Annotated in this window: 15 protein-coding genes and 2 pseudogenes; 4 read left to right on the plus strand and 13 right to left on the minus strand. The window is 73.8% G+C overall.

Annotated elements, in window-relative coordinates; translation table 11 throughout:
* Positions 1-56: 56 nt before the first annotated feature.
* Positions 57-860: pseudogene (locus ACYQ8Q_RS41580) on the plus strand (SigB/SigF/SigG family RNA polymerase sigma factor); the annotation flags it as partial.
* Between the two features lie 266 nt (positions 861-1,126).
* Entirely contained in the window at positions 1,127-1,558 is a 432-nt protein-coding gene (locus tag ACYQ8Q_RS41585) for a hypothetical protein (RefSeq protein WP_460072197.1), read from the plus strand.
* Positions 1,559-1,566: 8 nt separating this feature from the next.
* Here ACYQ8Q_RS41585 and ACYQ8Q_RS41590 read toward each other — a convergent pair whose 3' ends face one another.
* Both ACYQ8Q_RS41590 and ACYQ8Q_RS41595 read right to left on the minus strand, forming a co-directional pair.
* Positions 1,567-3,804: an FUSC family protein gene (locus ACYQ8Q_RS41590; protein ID WP_460072199.1), complete on the minus strand. Its 2,238-nt coding sequence runs from the start codon at positions 3,802-3,804 to the stop codon at positions 1,567-1,569.
* A 20-nt stretch (positions 3,805-3,824) separates the two neighbouring features.
* The gene (locus ACYQ8Q_RS41595) at positions 3,825-5,210 is read right to left on the minus strand and encodes an NAD(P)/FAD-dependent oxidoreductase (protein ID WP_460072201.1); all 1,386 of its coding nucleotides are present in this window, start codon (positions 5,208-5,210) and stop codon (positions 3,825-3,827) included.
* A 225-nt stretch (positions 5,211-5,435) separates the two neighbouring features.
* On the opposite strand from ACYQ8Q_RS41595, the gene ACYQ8Q_RS41600 reads away from it, so the two are divergent.
* On the plus strand, positions 5,436-5,897 hold the full coding sequence (locus tag ACYQ8Q_RS41600) for a MarR family winged helix-turn-helix transcriptional regulator (RefSeq protein WP_460072203.1): 462 nt from the start codon (positions 5,436-5,438) through the stop codon (positions 5,895-5,897).
* A gap of 327 nt (positions 5,898-6,224) precedes the next feature.
* On the opposite strand, the gene ACYQ8Q_RS41605 is transcribed toward ACYQ8Q_RS41600, so the two are convergent.
* From ACYQ8Q_RS41605 to ACYQ8Q_RS41630, 6 genes are read right to left on the minus strand one after another with little or no spacing between them, the layout of a single operon-like run.
* Positions 6,225-7,943, minus strand: coding sequence for a PP2C family protein-serine/threonine phosphatase (locus ACYQ8Q_RS41605; RefSeq protein ID WP_460072205.1), 1,719 nt, complete (start codon positions 7,941-7,943; stop codon positions 6,225-6,227).
* The gene (locus ACYQ8Q_RS41610) at positions 7,940-8,989 is read right to left on the minus strand and encodes an anti-sigma regulatory factor (protein WP_460073714.1); all 1,050 of its coding nucleotides are present in this window, start codon (positions 8,987-8,989) and stop codon (positions 7,940-7,942) included. Before ACYQ8Q_RS41610 ends, ACYQ8Q_RS41605 begins: the two co-directional genes overlap by 4 nt.
* On the minus strand, positions 8,989-9,432 hold the full coding sequence (locus ACYQ8Q_RS41615; protein WP_460072207.1) for an anti-sigma regulatory factor: 444 nt from the start codon (positions 9,430-9,432) through the stop codon (positions 8,989-8,991). The genes ACYQ8Q_RS41610 and ACYQ8Q_RS41615 overlap by 1 nt, the downstream gene beginning before the upstream one ends.
* Positions 9,429-9,845 (minus strand): STAS domain-containing protein, encoded by a 417-nt coding sequence (locus ACYQ8Q_RS41620; RefSeq protein ID WP_460072209.1) that lies wholly within the window; start codon positions 9,843-9,845, stop codon positions 9,429-9,431. The genes ACYQ8Q_RS41615 and ACYQ8Q_RS41620 overlap by 4 nt, the downstream gene beginning before the upstream one ends.
* Positions 9,842-10,741 (minus strand): STAS domain-containing protein, encoded by a 900-nt coding sequence (locus tag ACYQ8Q_RS41625; protein WP_460072211.1) that lies wholly within the window; start codon positions 10,739-10,741, stop codon positions 9,842-9,844. The genes ACYQ8Q_RS41620 and ACYQ8Q_RS41625 overlap by 4 nt, the downstream gene beginning before the upstream one ends.
* A gap of 38 nt (positions 10,742-10,779) precedes the next feature.
* Positions 10,780-11,997: a PP2C family protein-serine/threonine phosphatase gene (locus ACYQ8Q_RS41630; protein WP_460072213.1), complete on the minus strand. Its 1,218-nt coding sequence runs from the start codon at positions 11,995-11,997 to the stop codon at positions 10,780-10,782.
* A gap of 117 nt (positions 11,998-12,114) precedes the next feature.
* On the opposite strand from ACYQ8Q_RS41630, the gene ACYQ8Q_RS41635 reads away from it, so the two are divergent.
* Positions 12,115-12,609, plus strand: a complete 495-nt coding sequence (locus ACYQ8Q_RS41635) for a MarR family winged helix-turn-helix transcriptional regulator (protein WP_460072215.1) — start codon at positions 12,115-12,117, stop codon at positions 12,607-12,609.
* 187 nt (positions 12,610-12,796) lie between these two features.
* Here ACYQ8Q_RS41635 and ACYQ8Q_RS41640 read toward each other — a convergent pair.
* The 5 genes and pseudogenes from ACYQ8Q_RS41640 to glgB all read right to left on the minus strand — a co-directional run.
* Positions 12,797-12,925, minus strand: a pseudogene (locus ACYQ8Q_RS41640) (STAS domain-containing protein); the annotation flags it as partial.
* Positions 12,926-13,015: 90 nt separating this feature from the next.
* Complete coding sequence (locus ACYQ8Q_RS41645; RefSeq protein ID WP_460073715.1) at positions 13,016-13,450, minus strand: ATP-binding protein; 435 nt, start codon at positions 13,448-13,450, stop codon at positions 13,016-13,018.
* 119 nt (positions 13,451-13,569) lie between these two features.
* Entirely contained in the window at positions 13,570-15,468 is a 1,899-nt protein-coding gene (locus ACYQ8Q_RS41650; RefSeq protein ID WP_460072217.1) for an AMP-dependent synthetase/ligase, read from the minus strand.
* Between the two features lie 165 nt (positions 15,469-15,633).
* On the minus strand, positions 15,634-16,728 hold the full coding sequence (locus tag ACYQ8Q_RS41655) for a glutamate--cysteine ligase 2 (RefSeq protein ID WP_460072219.1): 1,095 nt from the start codon (positions 16,726-16,728) through the stop codon (positions 15,634-15,636).
* 116 nt (positions 16,729-16,844) lie between these two features.
* Entirely contained in the window at positions 16,845-19,049 is a 2,205-nt protein-coding gene (glgB, locus tag ACYQ8Q_RS41660; RefSeq protein ID WP_460072221.1) for a 1,4-alpha-glucan branching enzyme, read from the minus strand.
* Between the last annotated feature and the right edge of the window lies 1 nt (position 19,050).

Below are 19,050 nucleotides of genomic sequence, written 5' to 3' on the forward strand. Positions count from 1 at the left end.
GACGGCGGCCCTCCCGTGGTCAATCCCCGAGACGACCGTTCAGGAGCCGATCCCTCATGCTCATCGACCTGTCGACCAGCCGTTCCGCAGGATCCGCCCGCCCCACGGGGCGGACCCGGCGGCCCCATGACGACGCCCCTGACACCGCCCGCCAGTTCGCACGGCTCACCGGTCTCGCGCAGGGACCGGAACGGGACGCCGTGCGCGACGAGATCGTCACCGCCTGGCTGCCCATGGCCCACCGCATCGCCGGCCGGTTCCGCGACCGCGGCGAGGCCGTCGAGGACCTGCGGCAAGTGGCCGCGCTCGGCCTGGTGAAGGCCGTCGACCGCTTCGACCCCGAGCGCGGCGCCTTCGAGAGCTACGCCGTGCCCACCATCACCGGCGAGATCAAGCGGCACTTCCGGGACCGGATGTGGGCGCTGCGCGTCCCGCGCCGGGTCCAGGAACTGCGCAACAAGGTCCGGATCGCCCGCCGTGAGCTCACCCAGAACCCGGGCTCCCCCGAGCCCTCCGTCGCCGACCTCGCCGCCCGCACGGGCCTGACCGAGGACGAGGTCCGCGCCGGTCTGGAGGCCCTGGACAGCTTCAGCACCCTCTCCCTGGACGCCGAACTGCGCACCGACGACGAGGGCCACAGCCTCGCCGACACCCTGGGCGGCCCGGACTCCTCGTACGACACCGTCGTCGACCGCGAGTCCGCCCGGCAGGGCCTGCGCGGCCTGCCCGAACGCGAACGCGCCATCCTCTACATGCGCTTCTTCGAGGACATGACCCAGAGCCGGATAGCCGACCGGCTCGGCATCTCCCAGATGCACGTCTCCCGGCTCATCAGCCGCCGCTGCGCTTCCCGCCGGGCGAGGAGCCGGCTGGCGGCCGCAGCCGGGGCGCGGTGCTGGGCGCCGTGCCCGGCCGGACACTCGACGTGGTCGGCACCGACATGGGCAATGTGCAGACCGTCGACCGGGCCACCGGGCAGCTGCGTCGGCATGGTCTCGGCGCACACCGACCGCCCGCCGGCTGGGCTGGCACGAACGCACGGTCCTGCTGGACGCCCTGGAGTATCCGCACGCCCTGGGCCGGGGACGCGAGGTCTGACACCCGGATGCCGGGGAACCCGCAGCACATGAACGAATCCGAGTTCCCGCCGGACGCACGGCCCGTCGACATGTACCTCGGCCTTCTGCGCCTCCGCATGGAGAGCGAGGACTACCGGCTGCTGATGAGGATCGTCGGCCCGGCGTTGCGCGCCCTGGAAGAACAGCCACCGGAGACTCTCGACTTCGCCCTGGATCCGGACGACAGCGACGAGCTGCCCCAGGAGATCCGCGACGAGGCCGCCCTGGTCATCGCCACCGCCCTCACCGGCCGCCTGGACAACCAGCTCGTCGAGATCCACGTCGACGGCACCGGCCCGGTCCGGGTGGTCACCGACGCGGTCACCGCCGAGGACCCCGTCCGGCTGGCCGAGATCGCCGGCTGCATCCGGCAACGGCAGCACGACCTCGAGCAACTGCGCGGCATCGCCGCCGCGAGCGACCTGCCCGCCGACTTCTGACGGTCGCGTCATACCGGTGCCCGGGGCCCGCCGGCCGGCACCCCCAGCGGCCGTGTCACCGGCACCCCCAGCGGCCGGGCGAGCCCCAGCACGGCCTCGTCCAGCCGCTGGAGATGCCGGAGCACCCGGTCGGTGACCCGGCCGTAGCGCGGGGTGCCGATCCCGCCCGGTTTCAGCAGCGAGGCCACGCTCGGCCCGCCGACCACCTCGGCCGTGGCGGGCTCCCCGGCGACCCGGGCGGCGATCGCGCGGATGTTGTGCAGGATCCGCTGCCCGGCCCCGCGCAGCCGCGGATCCGCCGCGATCGAGGGATGCGTGGGCAGCAGCTCCGCGGTCGCGGCCAGCGACCGGGCGTGGTACGCGCAGGTCTCCAGCAGCGCGACCACGTACTGCGCGGTGTCCCGCCGGGTCCGCAGCGGGGTCACCGGATGCGTCAGCGGCTGGGTGGCCGCCCGCAGGTCCGCCAGTGCCTCGTCGAGATCCCGGGCCAGGTCCAGCAGCTCGGCCGGCGGCTCCCCGCTGAGCTGGTCCACCGCGGCCGAGGTGACATCGGCCAGCCGGTCCAGCACCGTCGTCAGCAGCTCGTTCGTCCGGCGGTCGGTGTGCACCGGCAGCACCAGCGCCGCCGCGGTCACCCCGCAGGCCGCCCCGATCGCCGTCTCCTCGATCCGCAGCACCAGCACCGACAGGCTGTAGGTGTGCAGCAGCGTGTACAGCACCCCGAGCGCCGCCGTGACGAAGAACGACGAGAGCGTGTACGACAGCGGCGCCGTGTAGAACATCGCGAACACGCACAGCAGCACCACCGCGAACGCCGTCCAGGTGTGATGCCCGACGATCCCCGCGAGCAGGATGCCCGCGACCACCCCGAGCACGGTCCCCAGCAGCCGGCGGGAGCCCTTGACCACGATCTCCCCGGTCGACGCGGTGTTGAGGAACACGATCCAGCAGGTCAGCACCGCCCAGTACCACCGGTGCGCGGACAGCAGTTCGCCCCCGACCATGGCCAGCGACGAGCCGACGGCGACCTGCACCGCTGCCCGGGTGGTCGGCCGGCGCAGCCCCGTCTCCCCGGGCTCCTCCTCCTCGGCGGCGATGGCCGCGTCCTCCGCGTCCAGCTCCTCCCGGGAGCGGGCGGTCTCGGCACTGTCCTGCGACTCGTCCTGCGGCCCGTCGAGCGCGATCCGCAGCCCCAGCACCGCCCGCGTCGCCTCGCCCAGCCCCCGGAACACGTCCTGCACGTCCGGGGACGCCGCCGGAAGGTTCTCCTCGTCCCGGTACCCGAGCAGCCGGTTGCGCACCTGCGCCATGCCCGTGCCGTCCGCCACGGGCTGCCGTACGAGCAGCCGAAGGGCCGTCAGATCCCGGCGCAGGACGTCCAGCGCCTCGTCCCGCACCGGCAGCTCACCCCCCTCCGGCAGCGGCGCCCCGGGCAGATGCATGGTCAGGGTGTCGGCCCGCTCCGCGCTGCGCGCCGTCAGCAGCAGCAGGCCCAGCCGCTCGGCGGTGATCTCCGCGTCGGCGATCCGGCGCTGCACCAGCCGGGCCACCGCCTCGTCCGAGGTGCCCTCCTCCAGCCGACCCTGGATCATCATGGCCGTCTCGTGCAGCCGCGCGGTGCCCTCCCGGGCGTGCTCCAGCGCCTTCTCCACGTCCTCGGGGCCGGCGTCCAGCAACTCCAGCTGGGCGTCGAGCAGCTGCGCCAGCCGGGCCCGGAACGCCTGCCGCAGCCGCTCCAGGACCGCCGTCGGGGTCTGTGGCACCAGCATGAACCGGGCCGTCGCGCTGCACACGAACGCGACGGCGATCACCCCGCAGAACCCGGCCAGGTCCTCGGTGGTGACGCCGACGAACAGGGCCAGGAAGTAGACCTGGAAGCCGATCAGCCCCAGCGTGGTGCCCCGGTCGCCGAACCGGCGGCCGTACACCGCGCAGAAGATGAGCACCACGAAGAAGACGTCACCGGCCACCTGACGGGTGCCGAGCAGCGCCGCCACCGACACCGAGGCGAGCGCCGTCGGCAGGCCCAGCGCCAGCGTGACCGCCTGCCGGGGCCGCTGCTTCTCCCGGATGGCGAACGTGGCCACCATCGCCGCGATGGCCCCCGCGACCAGATGCTGGACGTCCGCTCCGAGCAGCGAGAGCACGGCCAGCGTGAGCGAGATCGCGGCCACCGTGCGCAGCCCCGCCGCCAGCCGCAGCAGCCCGGGATCGGACGCGGCGACCCGGTCGCGCCACCGGGCCACCGCGCTCGTCCCCGCCGCCGTCACCCGGACCCGGGACCCGAGCCCTCGACGTGCGCCCGCACCTGCTCGGGCGTCAGATAGCTGTCCGTGTACTCGAAGTCCTTCAGCTTGGCGGGCCGGCGCGCCTGGAACCCGGTGCGGACGAAATCGTCGCCCGCGATCGCGTTCAGCGTCCAGTTCGTCAGCACCCGTGCCTTGGCCACGCCCGTGCGCAGCGCCGACCAGTGGTAGCCGCGCGCCACGGCCTGCGCGGGCAGCCCCCGCAGTTCGATGCCGAGCGGCTTGGACACCGCGTCGGTGCCGCCGAGGTCGACGACCAGACCGAGGTCCTTGTGCACGTACGGCCGTGTCGGCCGCCCGCGCAGCTTCGCCACGACGTTGTCGGCGACGACCTTGCCCTGCCGCATGGCGTGCTGCGCGGTGGGCGGGCAGACCGCGGCCTCCTCGCCCTTGGCGGCCTTCGCCTCGTCCGGCACCGCGGCCGCGTCACCGAGCGCGAACACCCCGTCCTGGCCCGGCAGGTCCAGGTGGGAGCTGACCGCGAGCCGTCCGCGCACGGTCTGTTCGCCGAGCGTGGCGATCAGCGGGCTGGCCACCACCCCGGCCGTCCAGATCAGCGTACGGGTCGGGATCACCCGTCCGTCGGTGAAGGTGACCTCCTCCGGGCCGGCCTTGGCGATGGACACGCCCAGCGAGATGTCGATGCCGCGCCGGCGCAGCACCTTCTGTGCGCCGGCGCCGAGCTTGTCGCCCAGCTCCGGCATCAACTTGGGCGCGATGTCGATGAGATGCCACTTGATCAGGGCGGGGTCGATCCGGGGATAGCGCTTGACCGCGTTGTGCGTGAGCAGTTGCAGACAGGCGGCGGTCTCGGTGCCCGCGTAGCCGCCGCCCACGACCACGAACTGGAGCCGGGAGGCCCGCTCGGCGGGGTCGTGGCTGGCGTCGGCGAGGTCGAGCTGGGAGATGACGTGGTCACGGACGTACGCGGCCTCGGCGAGCGTCTTCATGCCGAAGGCGTGCTCGGTCAGCCCCGGGATGTCGAAGGTGCGGGTCACACTGCCGGGAGCCAGCACGATGTAGTCGTACGGCTCGTTCACGATCTCGTCGGTGATGGTGCGGATGACGCAGACCTTCGCCTTCAGGTCCACGCCGATGGCGCCGCCCGGGATGATCCGGGTGCGGTACTTCTTGCTGCGCCGCAGCGACACGGCGATCGACTGGGGCGTCAGCACCCCCGAGGCGACCTGCGGCAGCAGCGGCAGATAGAGCTGGTAGGCGAACGGCGTCACCAGAGTGATCTCGGCTTCCTCGGTGGCGAGCCGGCGTTCCAGACGTCGAACGCATCCCACTCCGGCGAAGCCCGCGCCCACCACCAGGATCCTGGGTCGTGTCACGGTGTCCATCCCTTTCTGCGGCTCCAGGCGTCTGACGTCATGCGTGTGCCCTCCCGCGAGCCGTCGCACCCCATCGATCCCACCGCGCCCGGACCGGTTCCGCCAGCCGGGCGAGGCATGCAGACGAACGTTTCTGCTGAGGCTCCCGTCGTACCCCGGACAAGGGTCGTGTACGCCAGGTACCTCCGGGTAGGCCGAGGTACATGACAACTGTGGTGGCCGGAGGATACTGACGTGGAGCGCGCGGAGGGCTGCGACGCCCCGGGAGGCCCCCAGGCGGCGGCGCGGCAGCTGGCCGACGCGGTGGAGTCCCTGGTCGCCTGCTGGCTCGCGGCGGCCGAGGAGGCGGTGCCCCGGCTGCCCGCCCGGCAACTGCTCGCGCTCAGGACGGTCCGGCGCAGACCCGAGCTCAATCTGACCGCGCTCGCCGAGCACCTCGGCATCGGCGTGCCCACCGCGAGCCGGCTCTGCGACCGGATGGAGGCCGCGGGCCTGATCGAGCGGACCGTGCAGCCGCGCAACCGGCGCGAGGTCCAGCTCGTGGTCACGGCCTACGGCAGCCGGGTCCTCACCGACGTCACCGAACGCCGGGTCCACCACCTCGCGACGGTACTGGCCGACCTGACCCCCACCCAGCGCACGGCCCTGGAACAGGGCCTGTACGCCTTCAGCCACGCCTACACCACCGAGGGCTGAGCAGGGGGCGGCGCCCGGCCGCCCTGGCGTCGGTTTCGCCGGGGGCGGCGGTGCCGGGCCGCCTTGGCGTCGCGGTGACCGCTGGGGCTGGGCTGTGGTCGGCGGTGCCTGGTTGCCCCGGCGTGGCGGTTGTCGCTGAGGGTTGCGCGGCGGGGTCGGCGGCCCCGGGCTGTCGGCTTCGCCGGTGGGGGCTGAGCTGGGGGGCAAGGTTCCCGGGCTGTCCTGGCGTCGGCTTTGGCGGATTGGCGGTGTGGGGCCGGCTTGGCGTCGTGGTGGCCGCTGGGGCTGGGCTGTGGTCGGCGGTGCCTGGTTGCCCCGGCGTGGCGGTTATCGCGGTCCGTGGCGCTCGGCCGTCTCGGTGTCGAGGTGGCACAGGAGCAGGCACACGTCGTCGTCGCGTTCCGAGTCGCTCAGCATCGGGTCCAGGACGCGTTCCGCCGCGGCGGACAGATCTCCCTCCAGTTCCTCCGTGCGGAATCCGCCCAGGGTCGCCGCGAGGCGTTCGATGCCCGGGTCTATGCCCTGGGCGCGCCGCTCGACCAGCCCGTCCGTGTACAGCGCCAGCGTCGATCCGGGCGCGAGCGGGACCGTGTGGTCGGCGATCTCCTGGCGCAGCGGGATGCCGAGCATCGCCCCGGGCTTGGCGTCCAGGGTGCGCACCCGCCCGTCCGGACCGCGCAGCACCGGCGGCGGATGACCGGCGGCGGCCCAGGTCAGCGAGGGCTCCCCGGGCCGGAACCGGGCGATCACGGCGGTGGCGTACAGATCGGGCTGGAGCTGGTGGAGGAAGACGTGCAGCCGGGTCAGCAGCTGCCCGGGGCTGGCGCCGTCGACGGCGTAGGCGCGCAGCGCGGTGCGCAGCTGGCTCATCATCACGGCCGCGTGCAGCCCGTGCCCGGTGACGTCCCCGATGACGACGATCAGGCTGCCGTCCGGGCGGCGGAACGCGTCGTACCAGTCGCCGCCGATGTTCAGCCCGTATGTGGCGGGCAGATAGCGAGCCGCGAGGCGCAGACCGGGGACCCCCGGCAGTTCGGTGAGAAGGGCTCGCTGGAGCGTCTCGGCGATGTCCCGGTTGTGCTCGAAGCGGCGCGCGTTGTCCAGGGCGGTGCTCGCCCGCCGGGTCAGCTCCACCAGCATCACCGCGTCGTCGGGGTCCCAGCGCTCGCCCGGCGGGGTCAGCGTCAGCACGCCGAACGGGGCGCGCCGGGTCGCCAGCGGCACGCACAGCATCGGACGGGAGGGATCCAGCGCCGACGGCGGGTGGTCGTCCATGCCCGGCAGCCCGCCGGGGGCCGCGGCCGCGTACTGGGGCCGTCCGGTGCGGGCGGCGAGCACGGCCGCCGCCGGGTGCGCGGCCCGTTCCCCCCGGTCGTCCTCGGCGTCGAACAGCCAGAGGTCGACCGTGCGGGCGTACTCGGGGACCAGCAGCTCGGGCAGCCGGCGCACGATCTGCTCCTGGTTCAGGGACGCCGTCAGCGCGGCGCTGGCGTCCGCCAGGAACGTCAGCCGGCGGCGGGCGCTCTCCGCCTCCCGGTGGGCCGCCCGCTCCGCCGAGAACGCCTCGCGCTGCGCCCGCCCGGCGGCGTCGAGCTCCGCGTGCAGTGCCAGCACCCCCTGGTTCGTCTGGTGCAGCTCCTCGCGGTGGAAGCCGACGAGCTCCTCCTGCTCGGCGAGCCGGTCCAGGACCAGCGAGGTGTCCTCGTCGGCGCCCAGCAGGGCCTCCGCGAGCAGCGCCGGATCGTCCGCGACCTCGGTGCAGACCACCGCTTCCGACGGCTCCGGGCAGGGCGCCGCCGCCCGCCACACGGCTTCCCCGGCACCGGACAGGGGCAGCACCTCCAGCGCGAGCAGACCGTCCGCGACCTGCGCGGTCAGCCGCCAGTCGCCGCCCTTGGCCAGACACCGGCGCAGCCGTCCGCTGAGCGCCGCCGCGAGCCGGGTGCGCTCCAGGGGCGGCACGCCGGACGCGGCGGCGAGGCGGGCGGTGGCGATCCGGGCGCGCGCCGCGTCGGTGACGGTGGTGATCCGCCAGTCGTGCGTCATGGGAGGTCCGGCGGGTCGGGGGACAGGACGGCCACCGCGGTGTCGTCGCGCACCGGGCGCGCGGAACTGCCCGCGTCGCGCACGGTCACCGCGGCCGTGACGGCGGGGTCGGCGCCCGGCAGACCGGGGCCGCACGGCGGCACCCAGCGGCTGGGCAGCCCGTCGGTGTGCAGGATCAGCAGCCGGTCCGCCGCCCACGGCACCTCGGTCTCGGGCACGGTCGCGGGCCGGTGCACGCCGACGATGCCCGGCCGCGACAGCAGCGGACGCCAGGCGCCGCCCTCGTACAGCCGGGCGCCCGTGTTGCCGACGCCCGCGAACCGCAGCCGCCCGGCCCGCGGATCGAGCTGTGCCACCGCGACGGCCGCGCCCCGGGTGCCGCGCAGCGCCCCGTCGAGACACCTCAGCAGCTCGGCGGGGGAGAGCGCGGGGGACAGCCGGGCGCACCGCCGCAGCTCCTCGGCCGCCGCCGTCGAGGCGTGCGCGGCCTCGGGGCCGTGCCCGAGCCCGTCGGCCAGCATCAGGGTGAGCCGGCCGGCCGCGTGGACGCAGGTCCACAGGTCGCCGGAGTAAGCCGCGCCCGCGAACGGCACATTGATCCCGCCGACCCGTGCGCCGACGGCGGGGACCTTCGGCGGGGCGTCCAGCCGGGCCACGGCGACCGTGCCCCGGCCCGGGGAGCCGTCCAGGCCGAAGGCGTCGGCCAGTCGGCGGCAGGTGCCGAGCCCGGCGCCGAGCGAACCCGTCGTGGAGAACCCGTCCACCAGGGCGGCCGGCACGTCCGCGATGCCCGGGCCGTGGTCGACCGCGGCGATCTGGAGCGCCGGCGCCGCACCCTGCCCGGTGGGCGGCGCCACCGCCTCCACCAGCAGCTGCCCGCCGCCCGCGTGCTTGAGCAGGTTGGTGGCCAGCTCCGTCGCGATCAGGGCGGCCGCCGCGGTGCGCGACTCGTCCAGACCGGCCAGCGCGGCCGCGTCCTCGGCGGCCACCCGGGCGTCGCGCACCCGCGTCGAGTCGTGCACCGGTACGTCCCACACCCGCGCCATCAGAACCTCCCGCGCTGCCGGGGCGTCCGCGCCGTCCACGAGGTCACCGTGACGGTGGTGCCGACGCCGGGCGTGCTGTCGATGGCGAACTCGTGCACCAGCCGCCGTGCCCCGCCGAGCCCGAGCCCCAGCCCGTCGCCGGAGGTGTAGCCGTCGCTGAGGGCCCGCTCCAGGTCGGGGATGCCCGGCCCGCGGTCGCTGAACGTCAGCCGCAGCCCCTCGCGGCGGCCGTCGCCGACCCGGAGGGCCGCCACCTCGCCGCCACCGCCGTACACCAGGGTGTTGCGGGCCAGTTCGCTGGCCGCGGTGACCAGCTTGGTCTGGTCCACCAGCCCGAAACCGAGCGCGGCGGACGCCTGGCGCACATGCTGGCGGACCCGGACCAGATCGAGGTCCGAGCGGATCGGCAGCCGGGCCTCGACGCCCGCGGCGGCCGCGCTCACCTGGCGTCCCGGTGCGGGCCGCCGGACCGGGCCGCGTCCGCCCGGCCGAGCAGTTCCAGCGCCGCCTCGGCGCTCAGCGCGGTGCGCAGCCCCGGCAGGGTCAGACCGAGTTCCACCAGGGTGAGCGCGACCGCCGGCCGCATCCCGGCCACCACGGTCCGCGCGGCCAGCAGCCGGGCGTGCTCCGCGATCTCGGCCAGCACCCGGCCGAGGAAGGAGTCGACGATCTCCACCCCCGAGATGTCGATGACCACACCGGTCACCCGGCTGTCCACGATCGCCTGCGCGATGTCCTGCTGGAGCCGCGCGGCCATGCCGTCGTACAGATCGCCCTGGAGGGTGACCAGCAGGACGTCACCGAGTCTGAGCACCGGTACGGAGACCGTGCCGGGCTGCGGGAAGTCGTCGTTCACCTGGCCGTCGCACCGCCGGGCGCCGCGCGCACGATGTCCGCGCCCAGCCGGTGCAGGGCGTACCCGAGGGCGTCGGCGAGGCTCGCCCGGGTGATCACCGTGCCCAGGTCGAGGCCGAGGTGCACGATGGTCTGCGCGATCGCGGGCCGGATGCCCGAGACGACGCACTCGGCGCCCATCAGCCGGACCGCCGCCACGGTCTTCATCAGATGCTGGGCGACCAGCGAGTCCACGGTCGGCACACCGGTGATGTCGAGGATCGCGAACCGGGCCTGCTCGTTCACGACCGACTCCAGCAGCGTCTCCATCACCACCTGGCTGCGGGCGCTGTCCAGGGTCCCGATCAGCGGGACCGCGACGATCCCGTCCCACAGCCGGATGACGGGGGTCGCCACCTCCAGCAGTTGCAGCCGCTGCCGGTCGATCAGGGCCTCGCCTTCTGTCAGCGAGGTCTCCATCACCACCAGGCGCAGGGTGCCCATCAGGACGGTCAGCGCCGTGGTGCACGCCCGTACGTGGTCGGCCGACGCCTCCGGCAGCTCCGCGACGAGCAGCTCGGCGGCGGGCACCCGCAGCGCGTCCACCTCGGTCGACACCCGGGACGGGGTGAGCCCGGTGCGGGCACGCGCGGCCGCCATCCGCGACAACTGCTCGCGTACGACGATGAATCCGGGGTCTCCCGGGTCCTCCAGGCGGCCGTGCCCGGCCACCTGGGCGAGCGCGTCGACCACGACCCGCCCCGCCTCCACCGCCTCGTCCCGGGCGACGGTGAACACCGTGCGGAACAGGGGCTCGTCGGCCCACCGCTGGGCGAGCTGCTCCCGCCTCCGGCGCAGGAACGCCCCGACCTCGTTCCCGGGCGTCCCGTGCTGTGCGGCCGTCTCGTACTCCGGCAACCTGCTTCACTCCTCGTCTGGGTCGTGCCGCTGCTGGGTCAGGGGGTGCCGGACGGCGGCGCGGTGGGCCCGCCGAACCAGTCGAGGCACACCACCAGCGCGTCGTCGTCCGGCTCGGGTCTGCCGCGGTGGCCGGAGAGTTCCCGCAGGACCGCGGCCGGCACCTCCGCCGCCGGCAGCAGCGCCGCGGCGTTCACCGCCCGGGCCAGCGCCCGCTCGCCGTAGATCTCCCCGCCGGGCCCGGGCACCGCGTGCACGCCGTCGCTGACGAACAGCAGCCGGTCGCCCGGCTCCAGGGTGAACTCCTGGGCGACGTAGTCCGTCTCCTCGAACATGCCGAGCGGCAGCTGCGCCTCCAGGTCCACCGCGGTCAGCACCCGGTCGCGCAGCAGGAGCATCCGCGGCGAGCCCGCGTCGACGACCTGCGCCCGGCCCGTGGACAGCTCGATGTCCACCAGGAGCACGGACAGATGCGCCTCGCCCCGGTAGTGGGCGTGGATCGCCTGGTCCGCCAGCGCCGCCTGGTCCGCGATCGGGATGCCCGCGCGGCGGGCGTTGCGCAGCGCGTTGATGCCGAGACCGGTGAGCAGGGACGCCTCGATGCCCTCGCCCATGCCGTTGGTGACGTACACCATCAGATGGTCCGCGGACGCCGACCAGTCGAAGTTGTCGCCGTGGATCGCGTACGCGGGCTCCAGCTGGGCGCCGAGCGCGTAGGCGTCCCGGGCGCAGGACCGGGCCGGCAGCAGCTGCCACTGCATCTCCGCGGCCAGCGTCAGCCGGTCGGTGCGGCGGGCCTGGAGATAGCGGTCGGTGTCGCGTTCGGCGACCACCAGCTCATGGCCGAGCAGCCGTGCCACCTCGGCGAGTTCGGCGAGCGGGCCGGGTCCGGCCGCCTCGGCGGGCAGGGTCACGGACAGCACGCCGAGCCGGTCGCCGCGCACGGTGACGGGCAGATGCGCGCGCACCAGGCCGCCGTCGAGCCGCTCGACGTGGGGCTCCTGGGCGCCGTACGCCCGCCCGGGGGCGCCGGCGCGCACCGGCAGCGGGTCGGGCGCGGACTCGGGGACGACGCCGTACGGCGCGGGGGAGACGGGCAGCAGGACGGTCGCGCCGTAGTCGGCGAGGCACAACTCGGCCTTCTCGGCGGCGTAATGGGCGCGGAGCACCTCGCGCAGCGCCTCGGGCACCTCGTGGGCGGCCGCGGAGCGCAGGGCGCGCCCGGCGGTCACGAGCCGGTTCACGATGTCGGTCACGCCTTTCTCCGAGTGGGGCCGGGACGGTCCGCGGTGGCCGCGGTGACGCGGCGGCCGGGCGGTGTCCGGCGGGGGTGGGCTGACAGCGTCACGGAAGCCTGGGAGAGTGGCTCCGTGATGTCCCCGCCCTCGCGCTCCTCGTACTCCTCGCGTCCGCAGCCCCAGGAGGTCGCGCGGGTGACCTCGGAGGCGGCGGAGCTGCTGGAGGTGCTGTGGGGCCGTGCCTCCACGGCCCCGGTGTCCGCCTCCCAGCTGAGGGTGCTGTTCATCCTGGAGCACAACGAAGGCATCAACCTGCGGACACTCGCCGACCATCTGGGCTCGACCCCGCCGTCCACCAGCCGGCTGTGCGACCGGTTGCAGGCCGTGGGCTTCGTCGAGCGCAGGGCGGCCGCGAACAGCCGCCGCGAACTCCAGCTCTTCCTGAGCCGGCACGGGCGTGCCTTCCTCGCCGATCTGCGCGCGCGGCGCGAGAGCGCCCTGGAGGCCGTGCTGGAGCAGATGCCGGCCGCGCAGCGCGACGCGCTGCTGCGGGGTCTGGAGGCCTTCTGCGCCGCCGCGGCCGAACAGATCCACGAGCCGTCCGGCCCGGCCGACGCGGCCACGGCCTGAGCTGCGCGGGCGTCCGCCGCGGGTGGTCGTCCTCGCCCACCGGCACATCCGTGTTCCCTCCCGCGTGACTGCCCCGCACACTTTGTTGCCTCATGCTCACAGTTGTCAAATGGCAACTGTTGCCCATGGGTGCCCGCCGCACCTGCGCCTTTCCGGCGGGTGCGGTGCGGCCGCCGACTCAGGCCTGATCGAGCACGCGCCGTACGGCGGGCGCCGGGGCGATGACATGGACGCTGCCGGGCAGCACACGGGCCTCGTGGTTGGCGTGCAGGATGATGTTCATGCCGGACGAGTCCATGAACGGCACGGATGACACGACTACCTCCGAGAGCGGGAACTGCGGCCTTCTTCTTGCGCCGAGCGGCTACCCCGGAACCCGCCCCTCATGCCCCGGCACCGACCTGCCTCACCACGGCAGGAACACATGAACCTCCTTGCCCGCCCCGTCCGGGACCACGCTGACCTGTGTGCACAGCGCCTCGATCAGGTACCAGCCGATGCCGCCGCCCCCGGTGTCCGGCCGGAAGGGCCGCGGGGACGGCCGTACCGCACTGGTGTCGTGCAGGGTGACGTGCACCCCGTCGAACGTCGGCCGCAGCGCCAGCTCGAACGGCCCCGGCGCGAACCGCACGGCGTTGGACGCCAGCTCCGTGACGATCAGCACGATGTCGTGCCAGCACTCCGGCGCGGACGGCGGGGCGACCTCCGCGAGCGCGTCGAGGAACTCCTCCGCGGCCAGCCGCGCGCCCGTCACATCCCGCGGCTCGCCCGCGAACCGCATGGTCCGGGCCGGTACGGCCGTACCGGCCCGGGAGTCGTCGCCGCGCGGGTCGATCGCCATGTCGTCGGTGCGGCCCACCGCCAGCGGGGGCCGGTGTCCTCTCTCGTACGGATCTCTCTCGTCGCCACTCACAGGGTTCCCGGGTCGGTCCGTCCTACGCGCCCCGTGCGCCCTCACCCTCAGCGGAAGACGTCGTCCGCGTCGTCCCAGCTCAGGATCTCCTCCGTCGGCGTCTGCCGGGGCAGCCGGGCCCTCGCCTGGTACATCGCCTCGATCTCCGCCGCGTAGTGCTGCACGATCGAGTCGCGGCGCAGCTTCATGGACGGGGTCAGCAGCCCGTTGGTCTGGTCGAAGGGCTGGGGCAGGATCCGGAAGGCGCGGATCGACTCCGAGCGGGACACCGTGCTGTTGGCCGCGGCGACCGCCCGGGCGATCTCCTCCCGCAGCGCGTTCTCCTCGCGGGCCTCCCGGCTCTCCCCGTACAGCGTCAGGTTGCCGCGCCAGTGCGCGAGGAACTCGGGGTCCAGGGTGATCAGCGCGCCCACGCAGGGCCGGTTGTCGCCGACGACCACCGCCTGGTGCACGAGCGGATGCATCCGCAGCCGCTGCTCCAGCGCGGCCGGCGCCACGCTCTTGCCGCTGCTGGTGATGATGACGTCCTTCTTGCGCCCGGTGATGGTCAGATAGCCGTCGTTGTCCAGGAAGCCCAGGTCACCCGTGGCCAGCCAGCCGCCCCGCAGCGCGGCCCGGGTCGCGCCGTCGTCGTTGACATAGCCCTGGAACACCGACGGGCCGCGCACCAGGATCTCCCCGTCGTCCGCCACCCGGATGTCGGTGCCCGGCAGGGCCTGCCCGACCGTCCCGGACCGCTCCCGGCCCAGCGGCTGCATGGTGACCCCGCCGCTGGTCTCGGTGAGCCCGTACCCGTCGTGCACGTACACCCCGATGCCCTCGTAGAACAGCGAAAGGTCGCGGTGGAGCGGGGAGCCGCCCGAGGTGGCGCGGTGCACCCGGCCGCCCAGCGCCGCGCGCAGCCGCCGGTACACCGTCCGCTCGAACAGCGCGTGCTGGAGCCGCAGGTCGAAGCCGGGCCCCGAACCCCGGCCCAGCCGATTGCGCTCGACGGCCGCCGCGAAGTCCCGGGCCGTCTCCGCGGCCCGCTCGAACAGCGCCCCGCGGCCCGACTCCTGAGCCACCCGCAGGAAGTTCTTGTAGATCTTCTCGAACACCGACGGCACCGCGTACAGATACGTCGGCCGGAAGGACTGGAGCGCCGCCGAGAGCGACGCCGCGCCGAGATCGGGCTCGTGCCCCATCAGGATGCCCCCGCGCAGACACAGCCCCTGGATCATCAGGCCGTACACGTGCGAGAACGGCAGGAACGCGAGGACGGAGGCCTGTTCCCCGGGCGGCGCGGCGGTCTGTCCCCAGCCGGCCAGCAGGGTGTCGCAGGGGCTGGCCAGGCTGCGGTGGCTCAGCGCACAGCCGAGGGGGCGGCCCGAGGTGCCCGAGGTGTACGCGATCACCGCGGTGGAGCCGGGCAGCACGATCCGGCGCAGCGAGTCCACGGTGGTCACCGGGACGTACTCACCGCGCCGCGCGAGCTCCTCCAGCGCCCCCGTGTCGAGCTGCCAGACGTGCCGCAGCCGGGGCAGGGTCGCGCACACCGACCCCACCGTCATCACGCTCTGCTCGTCCTCGACGACCACGCCCACGCAGGCCGAGTCCCGCAGGATCCACTCCACCTGGTCCCGTGAGGAGGTCGGGTACACGGGCACCACCTCGGCGCCCACCGCCCACAGGGCGTAACTGAGGACGGTCCACTCGTACCGGGTGCGCGCCATGATCGCGACCCGGTGGCCGGGGGAGATCCCGCACGCCACGAACCCCTTGGCCAGGTCCACCACCTGGTCGCGCAGCTCGACGGCGGTCACCTCGTCCCAGCCGGCGGAGCCGGGCTCACCGCGACGGGCCAGGACGGCGAGCATCGGGGTGCGGGCGGCTGTCTCGAAAACGCTGTCGGCGAGCCCGCCGGTCAGGGGCGAAACGGCTGGGGGAGCGACAGCGAAGTCGCGCATACGCTGCTCCTGACATGTACGAAGGGTGACCCCGTCGACGAGAACTGTTATCGACGCTGGCGAATGTAGCCCAGGGGGGACCGGTTGTGGCCGGGAACCGACTAAACGATGAGCGTCGGTGACCTGGCCCGTCGCGGGCAGCCGTCGGAAACCGGCCAACCGGCCTCAGGACTGGGTCTGCCGCACGCAGGTGGTGACGACCTCGCGCAGGCTGCCCGTCCGCGCGAACACCTCCTGCTGCACCTGCGACCCGTTGCCGTTCCGCAGCAGCCCGGCGCACGCCTCCATGGCCCGCTGCAGGTCCCCGCTGTCCGTGAGCGCGTCCTCGACGTACTCCAGCAGCGACCGTACGACGGTCTCGGCGGGCGCGTTCCGCATGGTCAGGGGGTCGACCAGGTCCCCGGTCAGACCGGAGCGGGCGGCCCGCCAGTCGGCCAGCCGCAGCAGACTGACGCTGTGGTCCGCCGGCTCCTTCCCGGCCTCCCAGTCCCGGGCGGCCGTCTCCACGAGGGCCCGCGCCAGCGTCGCGACGAGGACGGCGGTGTCCGCGTGCAGACAGACATCGGCCACCCGCACCTCCACCGTCGGCCAGCGCGCCGACAGCCGGGCGTCGAAGTAGACCATCTTCTCGTCGAGGATCGTCCCCGTGGCCAGCATGTCCGCCACCCGCCGGTGGTAGCGCTCGGCCGACCCGAACAGCTCGGTCGGGCCGGCCGACGGCCAGCGCAGCCAGACCCGGCTGCGATAACTGCTGTACCCCGTCTCCCGGCCCTGCCAGAAGGGTGAGTTGGCGCTCAGCGCGGTCAGCACCGACAGCCACGGCCGGAGCCGGTCGATGACCGCGACCCCCTCCTCGTCGGAGTCGACCGAGACATGCACGTGACAGCCGCACACGATCTGCTCCCGGGTCGCGATGCGGTACTGGTCCGCCATCCACCGGTAGCGCGTCCCGATGCTCACGGAGGGGCGCACCGCCAGCGGGGAGGTGGCGAGCGCGGCGACCGCGCAGCCCGCCTCCCGCGCGTGCTTGGCCGCCTCCGCCCGGATCCGGACGATGTCCGCGCCGAGCTCCGCCATCTCCGCCTGGGGATGGGTGGCGAACTCGACCATCTGGTTGTGCAGTTCCTTCTGGAAGACGGGCTCCTCCTCCGCCACCTCGTGCCGCGCCGCGCGGGCGAGGACCGCGGCGGACAGCGCCCTGGGCTCCCCGGTCTCCGGGTCGACCAGGAGGAGCTCCTCCTCCACTCCGACGGTGCGCACGCGATGCGGCCTTTCTCTGCGCCCTGCCTGCTGACGGTGGGACTGCTGACGGCTGGGACTGACGGCTGGGACTGCTGACGGGTGGCACGCACCCGACTGCCCCTTCAGGGGTTGTCTCACACGGACGACGGCCTCAGCCACACCGTGGCCAGCGGCGGCAGCGTGAGCATCAGCTCCCCGTTCGCCGCCTTGACCGGATCGGCGTGGACGACGTCACCGCCGCCGTACCGCGCCGCGTCGGTGTTGAGGACCTCCTCCCACACGGGTGCCTCACCGGGGACGGGCAGCAGGTAGTCGTGGCGCACCACCGGCGAGAAGTTGCTCACCGCGAGCAGCGGGGTGCCGTCGGCGCCGTACCGCAGGAACGCGAAGACGTTGTCGTCGGCGGCGTCCCCGACCACCCACCGGAACCCGGCCGGGTCGGTGTCGCGCTCCCACAGCGCCGGGGTCGACCGGTACAGCGTGTTCAGATCACGCACCAGGTCCTGGACGCCCCGGTGATCGCCCGCGGACGCGTACCCGGCGTCGAGCAGCCACCACTCGGGACCGTGCGCCTCGGACCACTCGGCCCCCTGCGCGAACTCCTGCCCCATGAACAACAGCTGCTTGCCGGGATGGGCCCACATGAACCCCAGGTACGCCCGGTGGTTCGCGCGCCGCTGCCACCAGTCGCCGGGCATCTTCGACACCAGCGCCTGCTTGCCGTGCACCACCTCGTCGTGGGAGATCGGCAGCACGTAGTTCTCGCTGTAGGCGTACACCATCGAGAAGGTCATCTCGTTGTGGTGGTACTTGCGGTGCACCGGTTCCTTCGCCATGTACTGGAGCGAGTCGTGCATCCAGCCCATGTTCCACTTCAGCCCGAAGCCCAGCCCGCCGCTGTCGGTCGGCCGGGTCACCCCGCCCCAGGCGGTCGACTCCTCCGCGATCGTGACGACCCCCGGGCACCGCCGGTACACGGTGGCGTTCATCTCCTGCAGGAACGCCATCGCGGCCAGATCCTCCCGCCCGCCGTACGCATTGGGCTCCCACTGCCCGGAGTCCCGCGAGTAGTCCAGGTAGAGCATCGAGGCGACGGCGTCCACCCGCAGCCCGTCGACGTGGAACTCCTCGCACCAGTACGTGGCGTTGGCGACCAGGAAGTTGCGCACCTCGGTGCGCGCGTAGTCGAACTCGAACGTCCCCCAGTCCGGGTGCTCGGCCCGCCGCGCGTCCCCGGGCTCGTACAGCGGATCCCCGTCGAACCGGGCCAGCGCCCAGTCGTCCTTCGGGAAGTGCGCCGGCACCCAGTCCACGATCACCCCGACCCCGGCCCGGTGCAGGGCGTCCACCAGGTACTTGAAGTCGTCCGGGGTGCCGAGCCGGGCCGTCGGCGCGTAGAACCCGGTGACCTGGTAGCCCCAGGAACCGGCGAAGGGGTGCTGGGCGACCGGCATGAACTCCACATGGGTGAAGCCGAGGTCGGTCACATACACCGGGAGCACCTCGGCCAGCTGCCGGTACGTCAGCCCCGGCCGCCAGGACGGCAGATGGACCTCGTAGACCGAGAACGGCGCCCGGTGCACGGGGACGTCACCCCGGTGCGCCATCCACTCCGCGTCGCCCCACTCATGGTGCGAGGCGTGCACGACCGACGCCGTGTCCGGCGGGACCTCCGCCCGCCGCGCCATGGGGTCGGCCTTCAGGAACCGCCCGCCGTGCCGGGAGGTGATCTCGAACTTGTACCGGGCGCCCTCGCCGATGCCGGGCAGGAACAGCTCCCACACCCCGGCCGCGCCGAGCGAGCGCATCGGGAACGCGGTCCCGTCCCAGCAGCAGAAGTCGCCCGCGACCCGCACGCCCCGCGCGTTCGGCGCCCACACCGTGAACCGGGTGCCGGCCACCCCCTGGTGGGTCATCGGCTCGGCGCCCAGCGCCCGCCACAGCTCCTCGTGCCGGCCCTCCCGCACCAGATGCAGATCCAGATCACCGAGCGCGGGCAGGAACCGGTAGGGGTCCTCCACCTCGATCGGATCGCCGTCGTACGCCACCCGCAGCGTGTACGCCGGCACCTCGTCCAGCGGCAGTACGGCGGCGAAGAGGCCGTCCTCCTCCGAGGCGAGCGGGATCGCCGAACCGTCGACGACCACGCTCACGGAGTCGGCGAACGGGCGCAGGGCCCGGAACAGCACGCCCCCCGCCACCGGGTGCGCGCCCAGCAGGGCGTGCGGGTCGTGATGGGCGCCCGACAGCAGCCGGGCGCGGTCGGCGGGGTCGAGCGCGGGCGCCGCGAGCGGCCGGGGACCGGCGGCCTCGGGGGGAGCGGTGTCGCGCAGGGCCATG

It is taken from the genome of Streptomyces sp. YKOK-I1 (genome assembly GCF_054660435.1).

Excerpts from the sequence above, each read along its gene's own strand:
- ACYQ8Q_RS41585 (WP_460072197.1), top strand. The coding sequence starts at position 1,127 with ATGAACGAATCCGAGTTCCCGCCGGACGCACGGCCCGTCGACATGTAC.
- ACYQ8Q_RS41595 (WP_460072201.1), bottom strand. The coding sequence starts at position 5,210 with ATGGACACCGTGACACGACCCAGGATCCTGGTGGTGGGCGCGGGCTTC.
- ACYQ8Q_RS41605 (WP_460072205.1), bottom strand. The coding sequence starts at position 7,943 with ATGACGCACGACTGGCGGATCACCACCGTCACCGACGCGGCGCGCGCC.
- ACYQ8Q_RS41610 (WP_460073714.1), bottom strand. The coding sequence starts at position 8,989 with ATGGCGCGGGTGTGGGACGTACCGGTGCACGACTCGACGCGGGTGCGC.
- ACYQ8Q_RS41635 (WP_460072215.1), top strand. The coding sequence starts at position 12,115 with ATGTCCCCGCCCTCGCGCTCCTCGTACTCCTCGCGTCCGCAGCCCCAG.
- ACYQ8Q_RS41645 (WP_460073715.1), bottom strand. The coding sequence starts at position 13,450 with ATGGCGATCGACCCGCGCGGCGACGACTCCCGGGCCGGTACGGCCGTA.
- ACYQ8Q_RS41650 (WP_460072217.1), bottom strand. The coding sequence starts at position 15,468 with ATGCGCGACTTCGCTGTCGCTCCCCCAGCCGTTTCGCCCCTGACCGGC.
- glgB (WP_460072221.1), bottom strand. The coding sequence starts at position 19,049 with ATGGCCCTGCGCGACACCGCTCCCCCCGAGGCCGCCGGTCCCCGGCCG.